Source organism: Actinomadura sp. B10D3, assembly GCF_039871695.1.
In the GTDB taxonomy this organism is placed as follows: Bacteria; Actinomycetota; Actinomycetes; order Streptosporangiales; family Streptosporangiaceae; genus Spirillospora; species Spirillospora madurae.
Window position 1 is genome coordinate 119,463 of sequence record NZ_JBDPLY010000016.1, and the last position, 19,418, is coordinate 138,880.

21 protein-coding genes and 1 pseudogene are annotated in these 19,418 nt (G+C 73.0%); 8 read left to right on the forward strand and 14 right to left on the reverse strand.

Going from position 1 to position 19,418, the window contains the following annotated elements; all coding sequences use genetic code 11:
* Positions 1 to 25: 25 nt before the first annotated feature.
* The 4 genes and pseudogenes from ABGB11_RS23835 to ABGB11_RS23850 form a co-directional block, all read right to left on the reverse strand.
* Positions 26 to 733 (reverse strand): peptidoglycan-binding protein, encoded by a 708-nt coding sequence (locus tag ABGB11_RS23835; protein WP_347636131.1) that lies wholly within the window; start codon positions 731 to 733, stop codon positions 26 to 28.
* On the reverse strand, positions 730 to 855 hold the full coding sequence (locus ABGB11_RS23840; protein ID WP_347636133.1) for a hypothetical protein: 126 nt from the start codon (positions 853 to 855) through the stop codon (positions 730 to 732). Before ABGB11_RS23840 ends, ABGB11_RS23835 begins: the two co-directional genes overlap by 4 nt.
* Before the next feature lie 348 nt (positions 856 to 1,203).
* Positions 1,204 to 1,350, reverse strand: coding sequence for a hypothetical protein (locus tag ABGB11_RS23845; RefSeq protein WP_347636134.1), 147 nt, complete (start codon positions 1,348 to 1,350; stop codon positions 1,204 to 1,206).
* A 45-nt stretch (positions 1,351 to 1,395) separates the two neighbouring features.
* Positions 1,396 to 1,515 (reverse strand): annotated as a pseudogene (locus tag ABGB11_RS23850) (alkaline phosphatase D family protein); the annotation flags it as partial.
* 292 nt (positions 1,516 to 1,807) lie between these two features.
* On the opposite strand from ABGB11_RS23850, the gene ABGB11_RS23855 reads away from it, so the two are divergent.
* Positions 1,808 to 2,242 carry a cysteine dioxygenase gene (locus ABGB11_RS23855; RefSeq protein WP_347636136.1) on the forward strand — a complete coding sequence of 145 codons (435 nt, stop codon included), beginning with the start codon at positions 1,808 to 1,810 and terminating at the stop codon, positions 2,240 to 2,242.
* Here ABGB11_RS23855 and ABGB11_RS23860 read toward each other — a convergent pair.
* From ABGB11_RS23860 to ABGB11_RS23880, 5 genes are all read right to left on the reverse strand, one after another.
* Positions 2,193 to 2,606, reverse strand: coding sequence for a hypothetical protein (locus ABGB11_RS23860; RefSeq protein WP_347636137.1), 414 nt, complete (start codon positions 2,604 to 2,606; stop codon positions 2,193 to 2,195). The genes ABGB11_RS23855 and ABGB11_RS23860 overlap by 50 nt on opposite strands.
* A gap of 67 nt (positions 2,607 to 2,673) precedes the next feature.
* Complete coding sequence (locus ABGB11_RS23865; RefSeq protein ID WP_347636138.1) at positions 2,674 to 4,548, reverse strand: hypothetical protein; 1,875 nt, start codon at positions 4,546 to 4,548, stop codon at positions 2,674 to 2,676.
* A 168-nt stretch (positions 4,549 to 4,716) separates the two neighbouring features.
* Positions 4,717 to 5,412, reverse strand: a complete 696-nt coding sequence (locus ABGB11_RS23870) for a TetR/AcrR family transcriptional regulator (RefSeq protein ID WP_347636139.1) — start codon at positions 5,410 to 5,412, stop codon at positions 4,717 to 4,719.
* Positions 5,413 to 5,513: 101 nt separating this feature from the next.
* Complete coding sequence (locus tag ABGB11_RS23875) at positions 5,514 to 5,738, reverse strand: hypothetical protein (RefSeq protein WP_347636141.1); 225 nt, start codon at positions 5,736 to 5,738, stop codon at positions 5,514 to 5,516.
* On the reverse strand, positions 5,731 to 7,008 hold the full coding sequence (locus tag ABGB11_RS23880) for a PspC domain-containing protein (protein WP_347636142.1): 1,278 nt from the start codon (positions 7,006 to 7,008) through the stop codon (positions 5,731 to 5,733). The genes ABGB11_RS23875 and ABGB11_RS23880 overlap by 8 nt, the downstream gene beginning before the upstream one ends.
* A gap of 150 nt (positions 7,009 to 7,158) precedes the next feature.
* Here ABGB11_RS23880 and ABGB11_RS23885 point away from each other — a divergent pair, with 150 nt between their 5' ends.
* The 3 genes from ABGB11_RS23885 to ABGB11_RS23895 all read left to right on the forward strand — a co-directional run bounded on the left by ABGB11_RS23885 (position 7,159) and on the right by ABGB11_RS23895 (position 9,883).
* The gene (locus ABGB11_RS23885) at positions 7,159 to 8,346 is read left to right on the forward strand and encodes a PspC domain-containing protein (protein ID WP_347636144.1); all 1,188 of its coding nucleotides are present in this window, start codon (positions 7,159 to 7,161) and stop codon (positions 8,344 to 8,346) included.
* Positions 8,343 to 8,984: a response regulator transcription factor gene (locus tag ABGB11_RS23890; RefSeq protein WP_347636145.1), complete on the forward strand. Its 642-nt coding sequence runs from the start codon at positions 8,343 to 8,345 to the stop codon at positions 8,982 to 8,984. The genes ABGB11_RS23885 and ABGB11_RS23890 overlap by 4 nt, the downstream gene beginning before the upstream one ends.
* Before the next feature lie 143 nt (positions 8,985 to 9,127).
* Entirely contained in the window at positions 9,128 to 9,883 is a 756-nt protein-coding gene (locus ABGB11_RS23895) for a DUF4190 domain-containing protein (RefSeq protein ID WP_347636146.1), read from the forward strand.
* A gap of 67 nt (positions 9,884 to 9,950) precedes the next feature.
* Here the strand turns inward: ABGB11_RS23895 and ABGB11_RS23900 are convergent, their stop codons facing one another.
* The 4 genes from ABGB11_RS23900 to ABGB11_RS23915 form a co-directional block, all read right to left on the reverse strand.
* Positions 9,951 to 10,871, reverse strand: a complete 921-nt coding sequence (locus tag ABGB11_RS23900; protein WP_347636148.1) for a serine hydrolase — start codon at positions 10,869 to 10,871, stop codon at positions 9,951 to 9,953.
* A gap of 51 nt (positions 10,872 to 10,922) precedes the next feature.
* The gene (locus ABGB11_RS23905; RefSeq protein WP_347636149.1) at positions 10,923 to 11,378 is read right to left on the reverse strand and encodes an SRPBCC family protein; all 456 of its coding nucleotides are present in this window, start codon (positions 11,376 to 11,378) and stop codon (positions 10,923 to 10,925) included.
* 113 nt (positions 11,379 to 11,491) lie between these two features.
* Positions 11,492 to 12,175: a PIG-L deacetylase family protein gene (locus ABGB11_RS23910; RefSeq protein ID WP_347636236.1), complete on the reverse strand. Its 684-nt coding sequence runs from the start codon at positions 12,173 to 12,175 to the stop codon at positions 11,492 to 11,494.
* A gap of 94 nt (positions 12,176 to 12,269) precedes the next feature.
* A complete protein-coding gene (locus ABGB11_RS23915) occupies positions 12,270 to 13,235 on the reverse strand; it encodes a nucleoside hydrolase (RefSeq protein WP_347636150.1) in 966 nt (321 codons plus the stop codon).
* Positions 13,236 to 13,335: 100 nt separating this feature from the next.
* Between ABGB11_RS23915 and dhaK the strand changes: the two genes are divergently transcribed.
* Genes dhaK through ABGB11_RS23930 form a run of 3 tightly spaced genes read left to right on the forward strand, consistent with a single transcriptional unit; the run spans position 13,336 to position 15,342 of the window.
* The gene (dhaK, locus tag ABGB11_RS23920; RefSeq protein ID WP_347636152.1) at positions 13,336 to 14,331 is read left to right on the forward strand and encodes a dihydroxyacetone kinase subunit DhaK; all 996 of its coding nucleotides are present in this window, start codon (positions 13,336 to 13,338) and stop codon (positions 14,329 to 14,331) included.
* Complete coding sequence (gene dhaL, locus ABGB11_RS23925) at positions 14,328 to 14,954, forward strand: dihydroxyacetone kinase subunit DhaL (RefSeq protein WP_347636153.1); 627 nt, start codon at positions 14,328 to 14,330, stop codon at positions 14,952 to 14,954. The genes dhaK and dhaL overlap by 4 nt, the downstream gene beginning before the upstream one ends.
* A gap of 1 nt (position 14,955) precedes the next feature.
* Entirely contained in the window at positions 14,956 to 15,342 is a 387-nt protein-coding gene (locus tag ABGB11_RS23930) for a phosphoenolpyruvate--protein phosphotransferase (protein ID WP_347636154.1), read from the forward strand.
* A gap of 48 nt (positions 15,343 to 15,390) precedes the next feature.
* Here the strand turns inward: ABGB11_RS23930 and ABGB11_RS23935 are convergent, their stop codons facing one another.
* Positions 15,391 to 16,842 (reverse strand): hypothetical protein, encoded by a 1,452-nt coding sequence (locus ABGB11_RS23935; protein ID WP_347636155.1) that lies wholly within the window; start codon positions 16,840 to 16,842, stop codon positions 15,391 to 15,393.
* Positions 16,843 to 17,133: 291 nt separating this feature from the next.
* Here ABGB11_RS23935 and pcrA point away from each other — a divergent pair, with 291 nt between their 5' ends.
* On the forward strand, positions 17,134 to 19,416 hold the full coding sequence (pcrA, locus tag ABGB11_RS23940; protein ID WP_347636156.1) for a DNA helicase PcrA: 2,283 nt from the start codon (positions 17,134 to 17,136) through the stop codon (positions 19,414 to 19,416).
* Positions 19,417 to 19,418 lie beyond the last annotated feature (2 nt).

The following is a 19,418-nucleotide window of genomic DNA, read 5'->3' on the forward strand; positions in this document are numbered from 1 at the left end:
CCGATGTCTGGGGCACTGATGGGCGCTAGTGGACGCGGAGTAGAACAGGCCAGGTCTTGGCGCCGACGATGCCGTCGTCCTCGACGCCTCCCCACCGCTGGACCGCCTTCACGGCCTGCTCCGTGGCGTCGTCGAACTTGCCGGTCATGCTCACCTCGGGGTGGCTGCGGGCCATCAGCAGCCCCTGCACGCTCTCGACGTGCTCGCCGGTGTCGCCCTTGCTCAGCTCGGGGAGCTTCTTCACCATGTCCTCCGTCCAGTTGCCCCCGCCGTAGGCGGGCCTTCCGTAACCGGCGATGACACCGGAGTCCCGGACGCGGCGCTTCACCGCGTCGCCGGTGTTGCCCTCGATGGTCTGGAGCCGCCCGCCGCCGAGGACCTTCTCGACGACGCCGACGTGGTCGATGGCGCCGATGCTGTTGGTGGCGCCCCAGTCGAAGAACACGATGTCGCCGGGCTTGGCCTGGTTGACGTTGGCGGTCGTCCCGCTGTGCCACCGTCCGGCCTTCTTGAAATCTTCGGCGTGCCAGACCGTGTAGGCGCGGTCGCCGCCGGGCAGGACCGCGCCGGCGTTCCCGCTGTGGCGGGCCCAGTAGGTGATGGCCATGTCGCACCAGGACGCGCGGAGGAACTCGTCCCCGTGCCGGGACGCGTACTCCTTGGTGATGGTGTTCGGGCGGCCCGACATGCCGAGCGACTTGCGGGCCTCGGCGATCATTCCTGCGGCGCTCATCCGGAACCCTCCCCGCGGAAGATCCCGTCGGCGTCGGGCTCGCCGTAGAGCTCCCGGAGGACCTGCTCCTCGTCGGGTTCGGTGGCCCGGTGGACGTCGGGGTGGACGTCCACTTCGTCCATATGAGTGGCTTCTGTCGCGTCTGTTCTGCTTTGGGGGGTCATGTGCTCCTCCAGGAGCGTCGGCCTTCGCCGTCCCTTCCCTTCCGTTCCGTGGGCGGCTCCCAACCGACCGTAATGGGCTCACCCCTTACTTCTCCGGTTTTCGCCCTAAAACACACCCTTGGACCCCGACACCCTCTCCACCAGGTAAGACGCCGGACGAGGAGGGGGCCCAAGGGGGGTGCGCAGGCGATTTCCGGCGGTTGGGGGGTAGAGCCCGCCGTATGTTCCTCTTCTCCTCGTCCAGGCTGGGATGCCTCGGATCGATGCTCGTGACCCTGGTCCTCACCTGGATCGCGTACCTGATCCTCAGCCGCTGAGCCTGCCGAAGAACCGGTGGCCCTCGGTCGGCTGCGTGGGTGAGGTGTTCGCGTCATTCGGGTTCTTGTGCGTCCGCATGTCGAGCATGAAGACGTCCAGCAGGGGGCCGTAGGAATTCGCCGGGTTATATGTCACCCGTTTCTCGGTGTACTGCGGGAGGTCGAGGATTTCGCCGGGATATCAGTTGTTCACGGTTTCGTGGTCGTCCCACTGGTAGAGCATGGGGACGCGTGCGTTGAACGCACGGAAACCGACGTCCTCCAGGTTGTAGCGGAATTGGTCGCGGAATTCGGCGAGCGTCTGGGCGACGGCCGACTTTCACGGCTGTGAAGATGCGGGAGCCGCCGAGGTCGGGGTTGACGCGCGGGTCAGGCCGGGGCGGTCGCGGCGCGCCGGGCGGATGTCCGGTGGACTTAGGGTGATCGGCTTGACAAGGGTCGGTTACGGAGTGTCTTCTTGTCTCCGTGACCGAGCGCGTGTCGACCGACAGCCCCGTGGCCCTGCGCCGCGTGGCCAGCGCGCTGTGTCCTTCGTGTTGTCGCTGACCTCAGTTCATTCCGGCCGACACACGTACACGAAGGACTGTCTTCCCGTGGACCTTTCCGTGGTTCCCGATCTCACCATGCGTGGCCAGGACGATCCGCACGGCCGCGCGTCCACCGTCCGCCCGCCGACCGTCGGGCAGCTCGCCGCCCGCGTCCGCGACCTGGCCGGACGCCCGGGGGAGTGGTGGGGGCTCGTCCGCTTCGACGCCGCGGGGCCGGTGCATGTGCCGCTCGACGGCGAGGCGTGGCTGACCACCTGGCCGCCCGGCCACGGCGGGACGGTGCACGGCCAGGTCAGCACGCTGGTCGCGGGCGAGCTGGCGGCGGTGACCATGACCGGGCGGGGCGTCACCGAGCGGGCGCTGCGGGCCAACCGGGTGCGGGTGCACGGCGGGCCGCTCGCGCTGACGAATCCGGGGCCGGCGTTCGCGGTCAGCCTGCACGCCGGTGGAGCACGTCCCGGCGACCTCCCGTCCAGCTGACCACGAGCTTTCCCGAGCGCAGCTCGGCATGGCCGATGAGCCGGTCGCGGGAGCCGTTCGCGCAGGTCAGCTTGATCCGGCCGGAGGCGTCGACGGTCCCGGTGCAGAAGCCGGGCGCGTTCAGGGCGGCGGCGCCCCGGTAGAGGAAGAGCGCCACCCGGCGGGAGCCGGAGCCCGCCGTCCAGTTGCCGTCCAGCGACGACTTCTTCTCGGCGCCGGGCCGCACGCCGTTCAGCACCGGCGGTGTCGGACGGGCCGAGGCCGTCGCCGGCGCGGGCGAGGAGGCCGCGGGCGGTTCGGAGCCGCTGCATCCGGCCGGCGAGACCGCGAGCACCAGGGGCAGCGCGAGCACCGCCGCGCGCATGGGTCCTCCAGGAGGTAGGGCGCGCGGCGGGCCCCGGGGGCCGGGCCCGCCGCGCGGGTGCGAGGGGTCAGCGCGGGGCGACCCGGACGGTGGTCTTGCGCGGGGCGGCCGGGAGGGCGCCGGGCGCGACGGGGGTGCGGGCCTTCCGGAGGAGTTCGGCCGCCGGGGCGGGCGGCGCGGTCTCGGGGGTGTTGGAGGGGTTGATCCCGGCGGCGAGGCTGATGATCCCGGTCAGGGTCATCGAGTTCTCGGACGCGGGGGACGGCAGGCCCATCATCTGGTTGATGACGCCGTCGAGGATCCCGAACGGGCCGCAGCCCTTGGCGGCCGGGACGGCGACGGGCGCGTCGATGGCGATCTGCGCGGCGCCCCACGACAGGGCCGGGTTGATGGCGAGGCCGCCGGTCCGGAACGCGGGCGCGAGGTCGGCCTCGATGGGGCCGATGGCGCAGGTCGCGCCGAGCAGCTGGTTGTTGAGGTGGACGTTCAGGGACGCCTTGGCGCCGAGGCCGCCGGAGAGCGAGACGTGGATCGGGCCGGCGAGCGACTGGGTGACGGTCAGCCGGTTGACGTCCCACAGGGCCGCGGGGGTCTTGCCGAGGATCGGGCCGACCAGGGGTAGCCGGCCGATCAGCCCGCCCGGGACCTCGACCGGTGCGGACTCCAGCTGCCGTCCCGCGACCGGGGGCTTCAGCACGAGGTCACCGGTCTCGTCCGGTTCGCCGATGTAGCCGGTGATGCGGATGGCGCCGGCGGGCAGCTCCTGCTCGAAGGAGCCGATCTTCACGCTGCCGCCGGTGGTGGCCTGGGTCTGGCAGATCTGCCCGGCCGGGCACTGGTTCATGAAGCGGGCCGCGCCGTTGGGCGCGCTGCCGGCCCTGGTCGGCGGGACGGCGGGGTTGCGGGTCCCGGCGGGCGGCGCGGCCGGGTCGAGGTGGCCGATCAGGCCGCGTCCGGGCTCGGTGAACCACAGGTGCCCGCCGGGTCCGCTGATGATCCGGGCGGGGGCGGACAGCGTCGCCGGCAGCGGGTACTCGCGCATCGCGCCGGACAGCGGGTCGACGCTCGCGATGTTGCTGGCCGCCATCTCGGTGATCCAGAGCCTGCCGTCCGGGCCGGCGGTGATGCCGCTCGGCATGGAGTCGGCGAGGGGGGTGGCGTACTCGGTGACCGCGTGGGTGGCGGGGTCGATGCGGCCGACCTTGCCGGCGCCGGGCTCGGTGAACCAGAGGTCGCCGTCGGGTCCGGTGACGATGCCGCCCATGACGGGGCTGCCGTTGCGGCCGTTCGGCGTCGGGTAGGACGCGACCTCGCCGGTGGCGGGGTCGAGGCGGCCGATCGTGCCGCCGTTGGTGGTGAACCAGAGGGCCCGGTCGGGGCCGGTGGTGATCTCGACGGGGACGAGTCCCGTGGCGTAGGCGGTGACGGTGCCGGACGCCTCGATGCGCCCGATGGAGCCGGAGGAGCGGCCGGTGAACCACATGGCGCCGTCCGGTCCGGCGGTGATGCCGGTGACCTGGGCGTTCCGGAAGCCGACGGTGCCGGTGGTGGGCAGCTCGTAGAGGGTGGACGCGCCGGTGGCCGGGTCGACGCGGCCGACCCGCGGGACGCTGGCGGACAGGTCGGTGAACCAGAGCGACCCGTCCGGGGCGGCGGCCATCGCGTCGGGGATGCCGAGCAGGTCCCTGGAGTTGGCCCCGACGGCGTACTCGGTGACCTTGCCGGCGGCGTCGACGCGTCCGATGCCGCCGCTGTTGGCGGCGTACCAGACGGTCCCGCCGGGGCCGGCGGCGAGGCCGGACGGCACGACGTCCGGGACGGGAAGGGCGATCTGCGCGACCGGGCCCGCGGCGGCGGCGACGCCGGGGACGGCGGTCAGGGCGCCCGCGGCGAGCGCCAGCGCAGCGGCGAGGGAGATGGCTTTCCTGCGTCGATGGCGCATCGCCATCGCCTCCTTGGGAACCGTGGAACCCCGAGTCCGAGACACACTCCACCGTCACTAGAAACCCGTAGGTTTTTCACGTCAAGACGCCGGATGATCTCGGGCCGTTCCCGGTCAGGACGTCAACCGGCGGGCCGCGGCGGGGGTCCCGGCGCCCGGAGGCGCCGGTCAGGCCGAGTCGAGATATGCGGACGCGGTCTCGCGGCCGGCGAAGGGGAGCAGCGCGAAGTAGGTGAGCGGCGCCAGCAGCGCCGGCAGCTCCTCCGTCTCGCCCGTCTCCATCCGGACGTGGATCGCGCTGTACACGCCGCCGACGACCGCGTCCACCACCTCGACCGGGACGGGCGGCAGCGACGGATCGGTGAAGAAGGCGCGGAACCGTGCGAGGTTGTCGATGCGCGCCCGCCGGACCTGCGGGCCGGCCGCATTCACCTCCACCAGCGACGCCCGCGCGAACCGCGGCTCGCGGGCGAGGACGGCGAGCAGCGTGCGCAGGGCCGCGTGGATCCCGTCCGGCCAGGACGGCGCGGACCGGTGGGCCTCCGTCATGCGGCCGAGCAGGATGTCCATGCCGCGCTGGTAGGCGGCCAGGAAGCAGTCGTCCAGGTCGGTGAAGTGCGCGTAGAACGTCTTCTTGGTGACGCCCGCGCCCTCGGTCACGCTGCTGATCGTGGTGTGGGCGTACCCGCGCTCGGACACGACCTGGACGAACGCGTCGATCAGGCGCTCGCGCTGGATGCCGGCGACGGTCTCGGGGGACAGGCCGTGCCGCCCGGGCTTGATGGCGCGGCCGGGGTCGAGCGCGGAGCGGGATCCGGGCAGCACGTCCGCGCACCCCTCCGGGTTCCCGGCCTCCCCCGACATCCGACCTCGTTCCGTCACCTGCCGTCGAGATCACACTACTCGGCGTCCCCGGCGTCCGGGAAAGGGCCACCGGCGGGCGGGACGGGCCGGGCGCCCGCGCGTCAGCGCAGGTCGCGGCGGCGCGACCGGGTCAGCACCCGGACGGTCCCGACGAGCCCGAGGCCGATCAGCACCACGGGGATCAGCGTCGTCGCGGGCAGGACGTCCTCGTCCGACAGGCCGTCCACGAGGAACAGTGCGGCGAGCAGGAGGAAGAACAGCCCCGTCACGGGCCCCGCCGGATCGAACCGGAACCTCTTCTTCTTCGCCACGTCGCGCTCAGCCACGGTTCACGTCCACATCTCCGAACTTGCCGCGGATCCGCAGCACGATCACCGGCGGGTTCCCGCTCGACCCGCTCTCCGGTTCGAGGGTCCGGACGTCCCTGGCGTTGGGCCCGCTCGTCGTCCGCCGGCCGACGCTCAGGTCGCCGACCGCGATCTTCGCGTCCAGCAGGACGCGGGCCGCGGGCGGAAGCGTGACGGTCAGCCCGCCGACCCCGATCCGCGCCTCGATCTCGACCCGCTGCCCGGCGGCGAGCGGGAGGGCGGTCAGGTCGAGATCGCCCTGGCCGACGCCGACCTTGTAGACCTGGTTCGTCTGGGCGGGGTCGGTGGGGCGCCACTGGACGTCCCCGTACTCGGCGTTGCGCGGGGCGTCGCCCGCCACCGCCGTGGTCAGCATGGCGAGGGTCAGCACGGTGCCGGCCGCCGCGAGGCCGCGGGTCCGGAACCAGCCGCCGAGGACGAGGCCGCAGCCGATGACGGCCAGCGCGGGCGCCATGACGATCAGCCACGAGTCGGGCGCCGTGTACGCCTGCGCGACCGGGATCATCGCCGCGCCCGCGGCCATCGCGGCCAGCAGCGTGATCGTCGCGACCGGCGAGCGCCCGCCGCAGTCCCGCTCCCGCTCCCGCGCCGGCGCCGCGGGCCGGACCGGCTCGGGCTCCTCCCACGCGGCCGAGTACGCGGCGAGGTCGATCATGCCCTCCGGCAGCCCGCCCGCCTCGGCGGGACGCGGCTCGTCCTTGCCGAGGGAGACGCCCGCGCCGCCCTGCCGCACCCAGGACGCGGACGGCTCCGGCGTGTGCCCGGTGACCCGCTCCGGGACGGCCCGCGCCGCGGAGACGAGGTCCACGCCCCGCGAGCGCGCGACGAGCAGCACCAGCCCGAACACGACCAGCATCGCGATCGAGTCGGTGGAGACGCCGCTGGTCAGGCTGAGCACGACGCCGACGCCGAGCAGGCCCCCGAGGATCGACAGGACGCCCTGCGCGTCGAACCAGCGCTTGAGGAGCTGCTCGGCGAGCGACGACTCCTGCGGGCTCGCCGGCATCAGCAGCGCCGCCGCGATGTAGAGGAAGACGCCCTGCCCGTGCGCGAGGGCGAGGATCGCGAACCCCACCCGGAACACGACGGGGTCGATGCCGGTGTAGCGGCCGAGGCCGCTGCACACGCCGGCCAGCAGCCGCCGGTCGGTGTCGCGCGTCAGCCGCCGGTAGCCCGCGTCCGCCTTCTGCTGGACCGCTTCGCTCTGGACCGTCTCTTCCTCGCCCATGCCGCCATGGTCGCGCGCCCCGCCCGCCCGGGGGTATCGGGGACGTCCCTGATTCGGACCCTGAGACGGGTCCGGGGTGGTCCCCTGATGCGGTTCGCGCCGGGGCGTGTGACGATCGATGACGTGGGAGAACCCCAGGGGAGGACGGCGGTGAGCCAAGAGACGGCCGAGCGGCCGGGCGCGACGCCGGTCGCGCCGCCCCGGCTGGAGCGGGCCGCGGAGGGCCGGCTGGTGGCCGGGGTGTGCCGCGGCCTGGCCGCGCACCTCGGCGTGGACGTGTTCCTCGTCCGGGCCGCGTTCGTGCTGCTGACGATGGCGAGCGGTCTCGGCGTCGCCGCGTACGCCGCGTTCTGGATCCTGGTGCCGGCCGCGGAGGGGGCGGAGCGGCCGGCCGGGCGGCGGGGCCGCGACTGGGGCCAGCTGCTCGCCTACACGGCGGTCGCGCTCGGCCTCGCCGCGCTGCCGTGGGGCGCCGCGGTCGCCCGGTGGGCGCTGTGGCCGTTCGTCGTCGGCGGGGTCGGTGCCGCGATCCTGTGGCAGCAGGCCGACCGCGACCAGCGGCAGCGCTGGACGCTCCCGCTGCGCGAGCGGTGGCTGCGCAGCCTGCTCGGGCTGCTGCTCGTCGTCGGCGGCATCGGCGGGTTCGTGGCGCAGAACGTGGACGCCGACCAGGCGCGGTCGGTCGTCATCGCCATGCTGATCATCCTCACCGGGGTCGCGGTGATCGTGACGCCGTGGGTGGTGCGGCTCTGGCAGGATCTGGACGCCGAGCGGCACGAGCGCATCCGGTCCCAGGAGCGCGCCGAGCTCGCCGCGCACATCCACGACTCGGTGCTGCACACCCTGACGCTCATCCAGCGGAACGCGCACGACACCCGCGAGGTGCAGCGGCTCGCCCGCTCCCAGGAGCGCACGCTGCGGACGTGGCTCTACCAGCCGCGCGCCGACCCCGACCGGACGTTCGCCGCCGCGATCCGGGAGACGGCGGGCGAGGTCGAGGACGACCACGGCGTGCCGATCGAGGTCGTCTGCGTGGGCGACACGGCGCTGGACGAGCGGCTCGGCGCCGCGCTGCAGGCCGCCCGGGAGGCGATGGTGAACGCGGCCAAGTACGCCGAGGCGTCGTCGGTGTCGGTGTACGCGGAGGTCGAGGGCGACGAGATCGCCATCTTCGTCCGCGACCGGGGCAAGGGCTTCGACCTCGACCAGGTCCCGGAGGACCGGATGGGCGTCCGGGGGTCCATCATCGGACGTATGGAGCGCAACGGCGGCAAGGCGACCGTCCGTACCTCCCCTGGTGAGGGCACTGAAGTGCGGTTGGAGATTAGGAGAGCATGAGCGACGTGCTGAAGAGGGTCGTGCTGGTCGACGACCACCAGATGTTCCGGACCGGCGTGAAGGCGGAGCTGGGCGGCGGCGTCGAGATCGTGGGCGAGGCCGGCGACGTCGACGAGGCGGTCTCGGTGATCCGTGCGACGCAGCCGGACGTGGTGCTGCTGGACGTCCACCTGCCGGGCGGCGGGGGCATCGAGGTGCTGCGGCGGCTGCACGGCGCCGTCGGCTCCAAGTTCCTCGCGCTGTCGGTGTCGGACGCGGCGGAGGACGTGATCGGCGTCGTGCGGGGCGGGGCGCGCGGCTACGTCACCAAGACGATCTCCGGGCCGGAGCTGACGGACGCGATCGGCCGGGTGGCCGAGGGCGACGCGGTGTTCTCGCCGCGCCTCGCCGGGTTCGTGCTGGACGCGTTCGCCGCCACGGACGTCCCCGCGGTGGATCCCGAGCTCGACCAGATCACCCAGCGGGAGCGGGACGTGCTGCGGCTGATCGCCCGCGGCTACGCCTACAAGGAGATCGCCAAGGAGCTGTTCATCTCCGTCAAGACGGTGGAGACGCACGTGAGCAGCGTCCTGCGGAAGCTCCAGCTGTCGAACCGGCACGAGCTGTCCCGCTGGGCCGCCGCGCGCCGCCTCGTCTAGCCGGCGGAGCGCGCGGGGCGAATACCTTTGCCCACGCCATGGTCAGAGGTAAACGTTTTCACCTTAACTGTGAGCAAATCGTAACGCCGGAAACCGCCCCAGGCTGATCATCGATACCGTCCGATATGGGACAGTCGCTCCCCATGACCTACCCTCCCCCCGGGCCCGGGCAGCCGGGCCCCGACGCTCCCTATCCGCCCCCGCCCATGCCGGTGGAACCCGGCTACGGCTCCCCTTACGGCTCCAAGGCCGACAAGACCAACGGCATGGCGATCGCCGCGTTCGTCACGGGGCTTCTCGGCTGCCTCGGCGTGCTCGGCATCATCCTCGGGGTCATCTCGCTCAACCAGATCGGCAAGAACGGCGGCAAGGGCCGGGGGCTCGCGATCGCCGGCATCATCCTGTCCTCCCTGTGGATCGTCGCCGGCATCGCCGGGTTCGTGCTGCGCGGCAGCGGCGGCTCCGGTGACGACACGGGCGGAGCCTCTCCCAAGGTCACCCAGACCAAGCCCGAGAAGGTCGACGCCCAGAAGATGCGGGTCGGCAACTGCATCAACGACGACGCTGGCGCGACCACCGGCAGCGCGACCAGCGAGCCGGTCGAGGTGGAGAGCGTCAAGATCGTCCCGTGCACCCAGCCGCACGACGGCGAGGTGACGGCGGTGTTCCGCCTCAAGGGCTTCACGATGCCGCCGGAGTCGCAGCTCCAGCAGCTCGCCTCCACCGGCTGCAAGGCGCGCACGCAGGCGCGGCTCCGCCGCGACCCCGCCGCGGGAAGCCTCGCGAACTCCTACTACTACCCGACCGCGGACTCCTGGAAGTCGGGCGACCGGACCGTCACCTGCGTCGCCGTGGCAGCCGCCGAGGGCAAGAAGCTCACCCGGCCACTGGCCCGCTGACGATCCCGGCACGTGCTGGGCGGCCGGCCCGCCGCCCGGTCTGGGGATCCGCCGCCGGGCGCCGGTCTCACGCGTGCGACGCCCGCATCGTGTCGACGACCATGCCGGCGACGTGCTCGACCGTCGACACGCCCGACCCCATGGTCGGGCTGCCGCCGCTGCACACCGCGATGAGGAAGTCGTGGTCGGCCCCGGTGATCCGCCCGACGCTGTTGACCGCCCACCCGTGCCCCTGGCGGTGCACGGGCGTCCAGCCGTTCTTGAGCGCCACCTTCTCGCCCGGACGGGCCGCGGCGCTGACGCCCCACGCCTGCTCCTCCATCACCGAGCCCATCAGGCCCAGGATGTACCGGCGTCCGGACGCCTTCAGCGCGCTCCGGTCCGACGCCAGGTGCCCGAGCAGCCGCACCTGGTCGGCGGGGCTCGTCCAGGACGACCCCCACGACCCCGCGCCGGGGAACGGCTTGGTGTGCTTCAGGCCGAACGCCGCGTTCGCCTTCCTGACGCCGGCCCCGCCGCCGGCCGCGGAGTACAGGGCGTCCGCGGCGGCGTTGTCGCTCTCCCGGATCATCCGCTCGGCCAGATGGCGCTGGCCGTCCGACAGCCTGCCCCGGGCGCGCTGCCGCTGCAGGAGGAGGCTCGCCAGGATGTCGACCTTCATGACGCTGGCCGAGACGAAGCGCTGCTTCTCGTTCTCGCCGAAGGACAGGCCGGTCCGCAGGTCCGTCGCCATGATCCCGGCCTCGCCGGGGCGCTTCTCGAAGTAGGCGCGGACCGCCCGGCGCAGCGCCGCCGCGTTGAACGGGCGTGTCGTCACCTTCGCCGCGGTGGTCCGTTCACCGGCGGGCCTCTTCTTGATGGACTCGGACGCGTTGACGGTGACACCGCTCCTGCGGCTCTGCCCGTCCGTCACGGCCAGGTAGGTGGCGGCCCCCGCTCCGGTGGCGCCCGCCGCCGCCAGGGCGAGCGCGATGAGGTGACGTCGCATCGATCCCCCCGAATGCGTGCGACATTCCGTGTGACCGGATGAACCGGTGCGTCAGATGGCGCCGGGCAGGCGGGCGGCGCAGCCCGGCTCGCAGCGCTCGGCGTGCCGCGCCACCCGGCGCGCGTAGGCGTCCAGCCGGCGGCGCAGGACGGCGCGGGTGAACGGCCGGGTGCCCGGGAACCCGTCGACCTCGCCGCGCCAGCGGATCAGCGTCCCCCCGACGTGCGGCTCCAGCGTGATGTCGGCGCGCAGGCGGCGGGGCGGCGGCCCGGCCTGCGCGATGTACCCGTAGTGCCGCGGCGGATCCCAGGCCACGACCTCCTCGCGCCAGGACCGGACGTACCGGACGGCACCGAGCCCGTTCGGGTGCTCCGCGCCGGCGGACTCCCGCCGCACGCGCGTCCAGAACCCGCCCCAGTCGTCCCACGCCTCGGCCACGCACAGATGCTTGAAGATCACTTCCGGTGCTGCGGAGGAAGTGGCGGTGGCCTCGATCTCCTGCGGCATGATGACCCCCCGTGTTGTGACACATGGGGGTACATGCCCGATCTGGGGCTAATTACGGCCTGTAAAGAGTCATATTTGATGCGTGACCGTATTTAGGAGTGTGCAGGGCTCCGTCATGCGGTGTCGATGACATGGAAGGACTCCGCCAGGGCGCCCTCGGGAAGGCCCGCCGCCGCGGCGTTGGCGCCCAGCCAGCCGCGCAGCATCTCCGCCAGCCCGTCGCCCATGTGCGCCGTCTGGCTGGCATGCGCCCGCAGCGCGTTCAGCTTCCGCTCGAACCGGGGGGTGATGTCGACGTAGTGGTTCACGACGGGACCGCCGCTCATCCACACCTCGCGGACCGTCCACGCCTCCAGCCCCTCGTCGGCGAGCAGCTCCGGGAACGCGTACGGGTTGCGGGCGTCGGGGTAGACGGCGTCCAGCGCGGCGGAGCCGACCGCCCGGTGGTCGGGGTGGCTCGGGTAGATCCGCTCGTAGTTGCGCTCCGGGCTCGGCATCACCACCCGGTCCGGCCGCACCTGCCTGATCACCCGGGCGATGTCGCGGCGCAGGTCCAGCGTCGCCTCGACCCGCCCGTCCGGGTGGCCGAGGAACCGGACGTCGCCGACCCCGACGCACTTGGCCGCCGCGCGCTGCTCCTCGCGGCGCAGCGCGGCCATCTCCGCGCGGGTGATCCCGTCGTCGAAGCCGCCGGCGTCGCCGTCGGTGACCATGAGGTACACGACCTCGATGCCCCGGTCGGTCCAGCCGGCGACCGTCCCGGCGACGCCGAAGTCGACGTCGTCGGGATGCGCCATCACGGCCAGGATCCGCTCTACTTCGCCGTCGTCCAGAACGCTGGTCACCTTTCAACAATAAGGTCGGCGAACGGTTTCCCGGCAACCCTGATGATCAGAAGGAGGTCAGCGCGGCCAGGAGTCTCTCCTTGAACGCCTCCACGTCGCCGCCGACCGCGATCTTGACCGGGCGGCGGGCGTCCTCGGCGGGCACGGAGCGCGCGTCCCACACCGTCGTGCCGCGGGTCAGCTCGCCCCGCAGCTCCACCCGGACGGGGCGGTGCGCGTACTCGCCGAGGTCCGGGTCGACGACCAGCATCGCGGCGAGCGCGTCGTGGATGACCGCGCCGCGCCGCCTGAGGGTCGGCGTGTAGGCCTCGGCGTAGAACTCCAGGATGCTCGCGGCGAAGCGGGTGACGGAGGTGCCGTGGGCGGCGAGCCGGTCCAGCCAGTCGTCGTGGACGGCGGTCGGGTGGGTCGCGTCCAGCGGCACCAGCACGACCGGCCAGTCCGCCGCGAACACCAGGTCGGCGGCCTCCGGGTCGTGCCAGATGTTCGCCTCGGCGTGCGTGGTGATGTTGCCCGGGTGGTCGAACGCGCCGCCCATGACCACCACCTCGCGGATCAGCGACGGGAGTGCGTCGTCCAGCAGCAGCGCGGCGCCGAGGTTGGTCAGCGGGCCGGTCGCCAGCAGCGTCAGCTCGCCCGGCGCCTCGCGCGCCATCCGGACGATCTGCGCCGCGGCCGGCTCGGCGACCGGGCGCCCGGCCGGCGCGGGCAGGTGCGTGTCGCCGAGGCCGTCGGTGCCGTGCCAGTCCAGCGCGTAGTGGACGTCCTGCGCCATCGGCCGGGCGGCGCCCACCGCGACCGGCACGCCCTGCTCGCCCGCCTTGACGCCCGCGGCCTCCAGGACCCGCAGCGTGTTCAGCGCGCCGGTCAGCGGGTCGATGTTGCCGTGGACCGTTCCGACCCCCGCCAGCTCCGCCTCGCCCGCCCGGACCAGCGAGGCCAGGTACAGCAGCGTCATCGCGTCGTCGATGCCGGTGTCGCAGTCGTAGAGGATTCGTGGTGCTCTGTTCACGGGTGAAACCTATGCCGCGGGGAAGCGCCCGGCCATCCGATATACGCAAGATCGACGATTGGGCCTGGGATGCGGCGTCCCACCGGGGTAGAGCAGAGACATGCGCAAACTCATCAACGCTCCGGCGGACGTGGTCTCCGACGCGCTGCGCGGCCTGGCCGCAGCGCATCCCGAGCTGACGGTCGATCCGGGGAACGGCACCGTCGTGCGGGGGGACGCGCCCCGCACGGGCAAGGTCGCTCTGGTGTCGGGCGGCGGCTCCGGCCACGAGCCGCTGCACGCCGGCTTCGTCGGGTACGGGATGCTGGACGCCGCGTGCTGCGGCGAGGTGTTCACCTCGCCGGTGCCCGACCAGATCATCGCGGCGACGATGGCGGTGAGCGGCGGCGCCGGGGTGCTGCACCTGGTGAAGAACTACACCGGCGACGTCATGAACTTCCAGATGGCCGCCGAGCTGGCCGAGGACGAGGACATCGAGGTCACCTCCGTCATCGTCGACGACGACGTCGCGGTCGAGGACAGCACGTTCACCGCCGGGCGGCGCGGCACCGGCGCCACCCTCTTCGCCGAGAAGATCGCCGGCGCGCGCGCCGAGGAGGGCGGCGCGCTCGCGGACGTCGCGGCGGTCGCGCGGGAGGTCGACGAGCGGAGCCGGTCGTTCGGCGTCGCGCTGTCGTCGTGCACCGTCCCGGCCGCCGGGTCGCCCACGTTCGAGCTGGGCGAGGACGAGATGGAGCTCGGCATCGGCATCCACGGCGAGCCCGGCCGCGAGCGCGCCAGGGTCGGCACGGCCACCGAGATCGTGGACGCGTCGCTGAGCGCGATCGACGCCGACATGCCGCTGTCCGGGTCCGAGGTGCTCGTGCTGGTGAACGGGATGGGCGGCACCCCGCTGATCGAGCAGTACGTGGCCTACGCCGCCGCCGCCGAGTGGCTGGAGGGGCACGGCGCGACGGTCGTCCGCCGCCTGGTCGGGCCGTACGTCACCAGCCTGGAGATGGCCGGCTGCATGATCAGCGTGTGCCGGGTGACGCCGGATCTGGTCCGGCTCTGGGACGCCCCGGTCGAGACCCCCGGGCTGCGGTGGGGCCGGTGAACGCCGAGGAGATCGCCACCTGGGTAAGGCACGCGGCCGAGCTGGTGTCCGCCGACGCCGACCGGCTGACCCGGCTGGACGCCGCCATCGGCGACGGCGACCACGGCCACAACCTGGACCGCGGCTTCCGCGCCGCCGTCGAGGCGCTGCCGGACGACCCCACCACGCCGGCCAAGGTGCTGATCGCGGCCGGGCGCGCCATCGTGTCGAAGACCGGCGGCGCGTCCGGTCCGCTGTACGGGACGGCGCTGCGCCGCGCGGGGAAGGTGCTGGGCGCCGCCGAGGAGGTCGACGCCGCCGCGCTGGGCACCGCGCTGCAGGCCGCGCTGGAGGGCGTCCAGGACCTCGGCAAGGCCGTCGAGGGCGACAAGACGATGGTGGACGCGCTCGCGCCCGCCGTCGCGGCCTACGACGCCGCGCTCGCCGAGGGCTCCGGCCTGGCCGCCTGCGTGCGCGCCGCCGCGGACGCCGCGGCCAAGGGCGCGGACGGCACGGTTCCGATGCGGGCCCGCAAGGGCCGCGCCAGCTATCTGGGCGCGCGCAGCGAGGGGCACCTCGACCCCGGCGCGTCCTCCACGGCCCTGCTGCTCCGCGCGCTGGCCGACGTGGCCGGGGAGGAGTGACGTGGTCGGGATCGTGATCGTCTCCCACAGCCCGACGCTCGCGGAGGGCGCCGTCGAGGTGGCGCGGGCGATGGGCATCGGCAAGGCCGTCGTGGAGCCCGCCGGCGGCGACACCGAGGGGCGCCTCGGCACCAGCATCGACCTCGTCGAGCACGCCGTCGGCGCCGCGGACGGCGGTGACGGCGTCGTGCTGATCCCCGACCTCGGCAGCTCCGTGCTGACCGCCACGATGTTCATCGAGGACGCCGACCGCGATGACGTGCTCCTCGCGGACGCCCCGCTCGTCGAGGGGGCGGTCGCCGCCGCGTCCATGGCCGCGACGGGCGCGGACCTCGTCGCCGTGCACATGGCCGCCGAGGCCGCCCGCGACCACCGCAAGACCGGCTGAGCGGCGGCCGTGGCGGGCCGCAGGGGTCGGCCCGCCACGGCGGTCCGGCTACGTGCCGAACACCCGGCGCAGCTCGTCGAGCTCCTCCCGGAGGATGTCCTCGTCCGTCAGGGAGCCGCGCCTGGCCAGCTTCTCCGCCGCGATGACCTGGTACTCGGGCATCTGCATGGTGCCGCAGCAGCGCGACCGGTCCTGGCCGGCCCGCAGGCTCGCCGAGTGCTCGTCGTGCGGCTCGACCTCCGTGACGTCCTGCCCGTCCCCGGTGTAGCCGGCCTCGGTCATCGGCACCCGCCCGCTCATCAGGTCGCGCAGCGGCGTCACCGCCGTCGTGATCTCCCGGACGGCGAACCGGTTGCGGATGAACGTCCGGTAGATCGCCGGATCGCCGCGGTTCGCCGATATCCGCAGCATGGTGTTCGCGACGTCGACGTACCGGGCGCCGGTGCCGGGCGCGGCGACGAACGCCTCGAAAACCAGCCGGCACAGCGCGGACGCCGTCTCGATCAGCACGATCGCCGGGTCCTTGGTGCGCCGCTGCCGGCTCAACTCGAAGGTGTACAGGTCGGCGAGCACGTCGTAGACCGCGCCGGTGAACACCTGCGAGATGGCGTGCACCTCGTTGCCGACCTCGCTGAGCTTCAGGTCGTTGTCGGCGTCGCGGAGCCCGGACGGCCTGCCGAGCGCCCGGCCGAACTCCTCCGCCAGCTCCGGCAGGAACGACGTGTCGTGCAGGTTCGCCTTGGTGAGCGCGACGAGAGCCTCGGCCTGGTCCGGCTCCGCCAGCGCCAGGAAGATCGCCGTGATGTCGCCGAAGGCCTCGTGCAACCCGCCCGTCTGGGGCGGGTTGTCCGCCGACAGCCAGCCCGGCTTGAGGCCGTCCAGGATCGCGTGGCCGGTCTCGTGCGCGACGATGTCGAGCGACCGGCACGTGTGGACGACCTCCGACGGCTGCCGGCCCTCCGGAGTGAAGGACAGGAACTTGAGCGCCTTCGCCGTCCGGCTGTAGAACGCGTTCGCGCCCTCGCCGGCGTGGGGGAACACGGTGAGGCGGTCGGTGTTGCCGCCGACGTTCCACGCGAACGGGAGCGGGGTGCCGCCGTTGTGCCGCTCGTACATCGCCATCGTCCGCCGGACGACGGCGAACGTGTGCGCGCAGTCGAACTGCGGAGTGCCGGCGGCGAACACGAAGTCGCCGCCGGCGTTGCGCGCGACCGGCGTGACGCCCGGCATCTCGGTCCGGACGCGGGCGTCCGCCGGGCCGATCAGGACCACGGTCGGGACGAACACCGGCCGGGCGCCGAGCTCGGTGACCGACGGGTCCTGCTTGTAGACGAGGAACCGGTGCCCGCTGCGCGCCGGCACCGGGACCGGCACCGGCCGCGGCACGGGCGGGGCCGCCGCCCCCTGCGCGAGCTGCGCCGTCGCGCCCGGCCACTGCGCGGGGACCGCGACCGTCCCGCCGTCCCGCCGCCCCTGGACGTCATGCTGGTGGATCGTCATCGATGCCACTTCCCCCTCACGGTGCGCGCGTCCCTGTTGACACCGCGCATCTGCGGGCGGGCATGCCGGGACGCGACACGGGGCCTCGCGTCCCGGTCACGGACCGGCCGGGCCGGTCCGGCGGGGTGTGCCCGCTCCGTACTCGTCAAGTTGCGCCGGTCAGGAGATCGAGTCAACCGGACGCCCCGAAAAGGACTGCCGTCTGTCCACATGCTGCCGCGCGGGCCGGCGGGCGCCCCGGGTCGGCGGACGCGCCGAAAACGTCTTCGCCGAGCCGTAGACTCGCACGTGATGTCGAAGACCGAAGCTCACCCCTTGCTCGATGGCCTCAACCCGCAGCAGCGCGACGCCGTCGTGCACTCCGGCGGCCCCCTGCTGATCGTCGCGGGCGCCGGCTCGGGCAAGACCCGGGTGCTCACCCACCGCATCGCCCACCTGCTCGGCGAGCGGGACGTGCACCCCGGCCAGATCCTCGCGATCACCTTCACCAACAAGGCCGCGGCCGAGATGAAGGAGCGCGTCGACGCGCTCGTCGGGCCCCGGTCGCGGGCGATGTGGGTGATGACGTTCCACTCGGCGTGCGTCCGGATCCTGCGCCGCGAGGCCAAGCGCCTCGGCTTCCCCACGAGCTTCTCGATCTACGACCAGGCCGACGCCAACCGGCTGATGGCGCTCGTCTGCCGCGAGCTCGACCTCGACCCCAAGCGGTACCCGCCGAAGTCGTTCAGCGCCCAGGTGTCCAACCTGAAGAACGAGCTGATCGACTACGAGACGTTCAAGAACCGCGCGTCCACGCACATGGAGCAGACGCTCGGCGAGGCGTACGAGATGTACCAGGCGCGGCTCCAGCAGGCCGGCGCCATGGACTTCGACGACCTGATCATGATGACGGTCAACCTGCTGCAGGTGTTCCCGGAGGCCGCCGAGCACTACCGGCGGCGCTTCCGGCACGTCCTGGTCGACGAGTACCAGGACACCAACCACGCGCAGTACGAGCTCGTCCGGGAGCTGACCGCCCCGATCTCGGGCGGCCCGGCGGGCGGCGACGGCGAGGGGCCGGGCGCGGCCGAGCTGTGCGTGGTCGGCGACGCCGACCAGTCGATCTACGCGTTCCGCGGCGCCACGATCCGCAACATCCTGGAGTTCGAGCGCGACTACCCGGATGCGACGACGATCCTGCTGGAGCAGAACTACCGCTCCACGCAGACGATCCTGTCCGCGGCCAACGCGGTCATCGAGCGCAACGCCGACCGCAAGCCGAAGAAGCTCTGGTCCGACCAGGGCGAGGGCCACAAGATCACCGGCTATGTGGCCGACAACGAGCACGACGAGGCCGCGTTCGTCGCCCGGGAGGTCGACCGGCTCACCGACGAGGGCGACGCGCGCCCCGGCGACGTCGCCGTCTTCTACCGCACCAACGCGCAGTCCCGTGTCTTCGAGGAAGTGTTCATCCGGGTCGGGCTGCCGTACAAGGTCGTCGGCGGCGTCCGGTTCTACGAGCGCAAGGAGATCCGCGACGCGCTGGCCTACCTGCGCTGCCTCGCCAACCCCGAGGACACCGTCTCCCTGCGCCGCATCCTGAACGTCCCGAAACGCGGCATCGGCGACCGGGCCGAGGCGTGCGTCGAGGCGTACGCGTCCCGGGAGCGGATCTCGTTCTGGCAGGCGCTGCGCGTGCCCGAGGACGTCCCCGGCATGGCGACCCGCTCGATCAACGCCGTCCGCGAGTTCGTCGCCCTGCTCGACGAGCTGCGCGCCGCCGCCGAGACCCTCACCCCCGCCGACCTGGTCGCCGAGGTCCTCAAGGCCAGCGGCTACCTCGCCGAGCTCCAGGCCTCCAAGGACCCGCAGGACGAGACCCGCGTCGAGAACCTCCAGGAGCTGGAGGCCGTCGCCCGCGAGTTCGAGGAGCGCCTCGACGGCGAGTCCGCCGAGGGCCGCCTGCCCGAGTTCCTGGAGCAGGTCGCCCTGGTCGCCGACGCCGACTCCATCCCCGGCGGCGCGAAGGGCGGGCCCGTCCCGCCGGGCGAGCAGCCGGAGGAGACCGACCACGGCGTCGTCACCCTGATGACCCTGCACACCGCGAAGGGCCTCGAGTTCCCGGTGGTCTTCCTCACCGGCATGGAGGACGGGGTGTTCCCGCACCTGCGCGCCATGAGCAATCCCAAGGAGCTCGAAGAGGAGCGGCGGCTCGCCTACGTCGGCATCACCCGCGCCCGGCAGCGCCTCTACCTGTCGCGGGCGACGATGCGCAGCTCGTGGGGCGCGCCGCAGGTGAACCCGCCGTCCCGCTTCCTCGGCGAGATCCCGAAGACGCTGGTCGAGTGGGAGCGCGAGGCGTCCTCGACGTCCGGTTCGGCGATGGAGCGGATGGCGTCCCGCCCGGGGACGCGCTCCCCGGGGAACCGTCCGGTCCCGTCGCTGGCCCCGGGCGACAAGGTCACGCACGACGCCTTCGGCCTCGGCACGGTCGTGTCCGTCTACGACCGGGGCGAGAAGGCCAGCGTCGACTTCGGCGGCGAGTACGGCGTCCGGACGCTCGTCCTGCGGTTCGCCACCATCGAGAAGCTCTGACG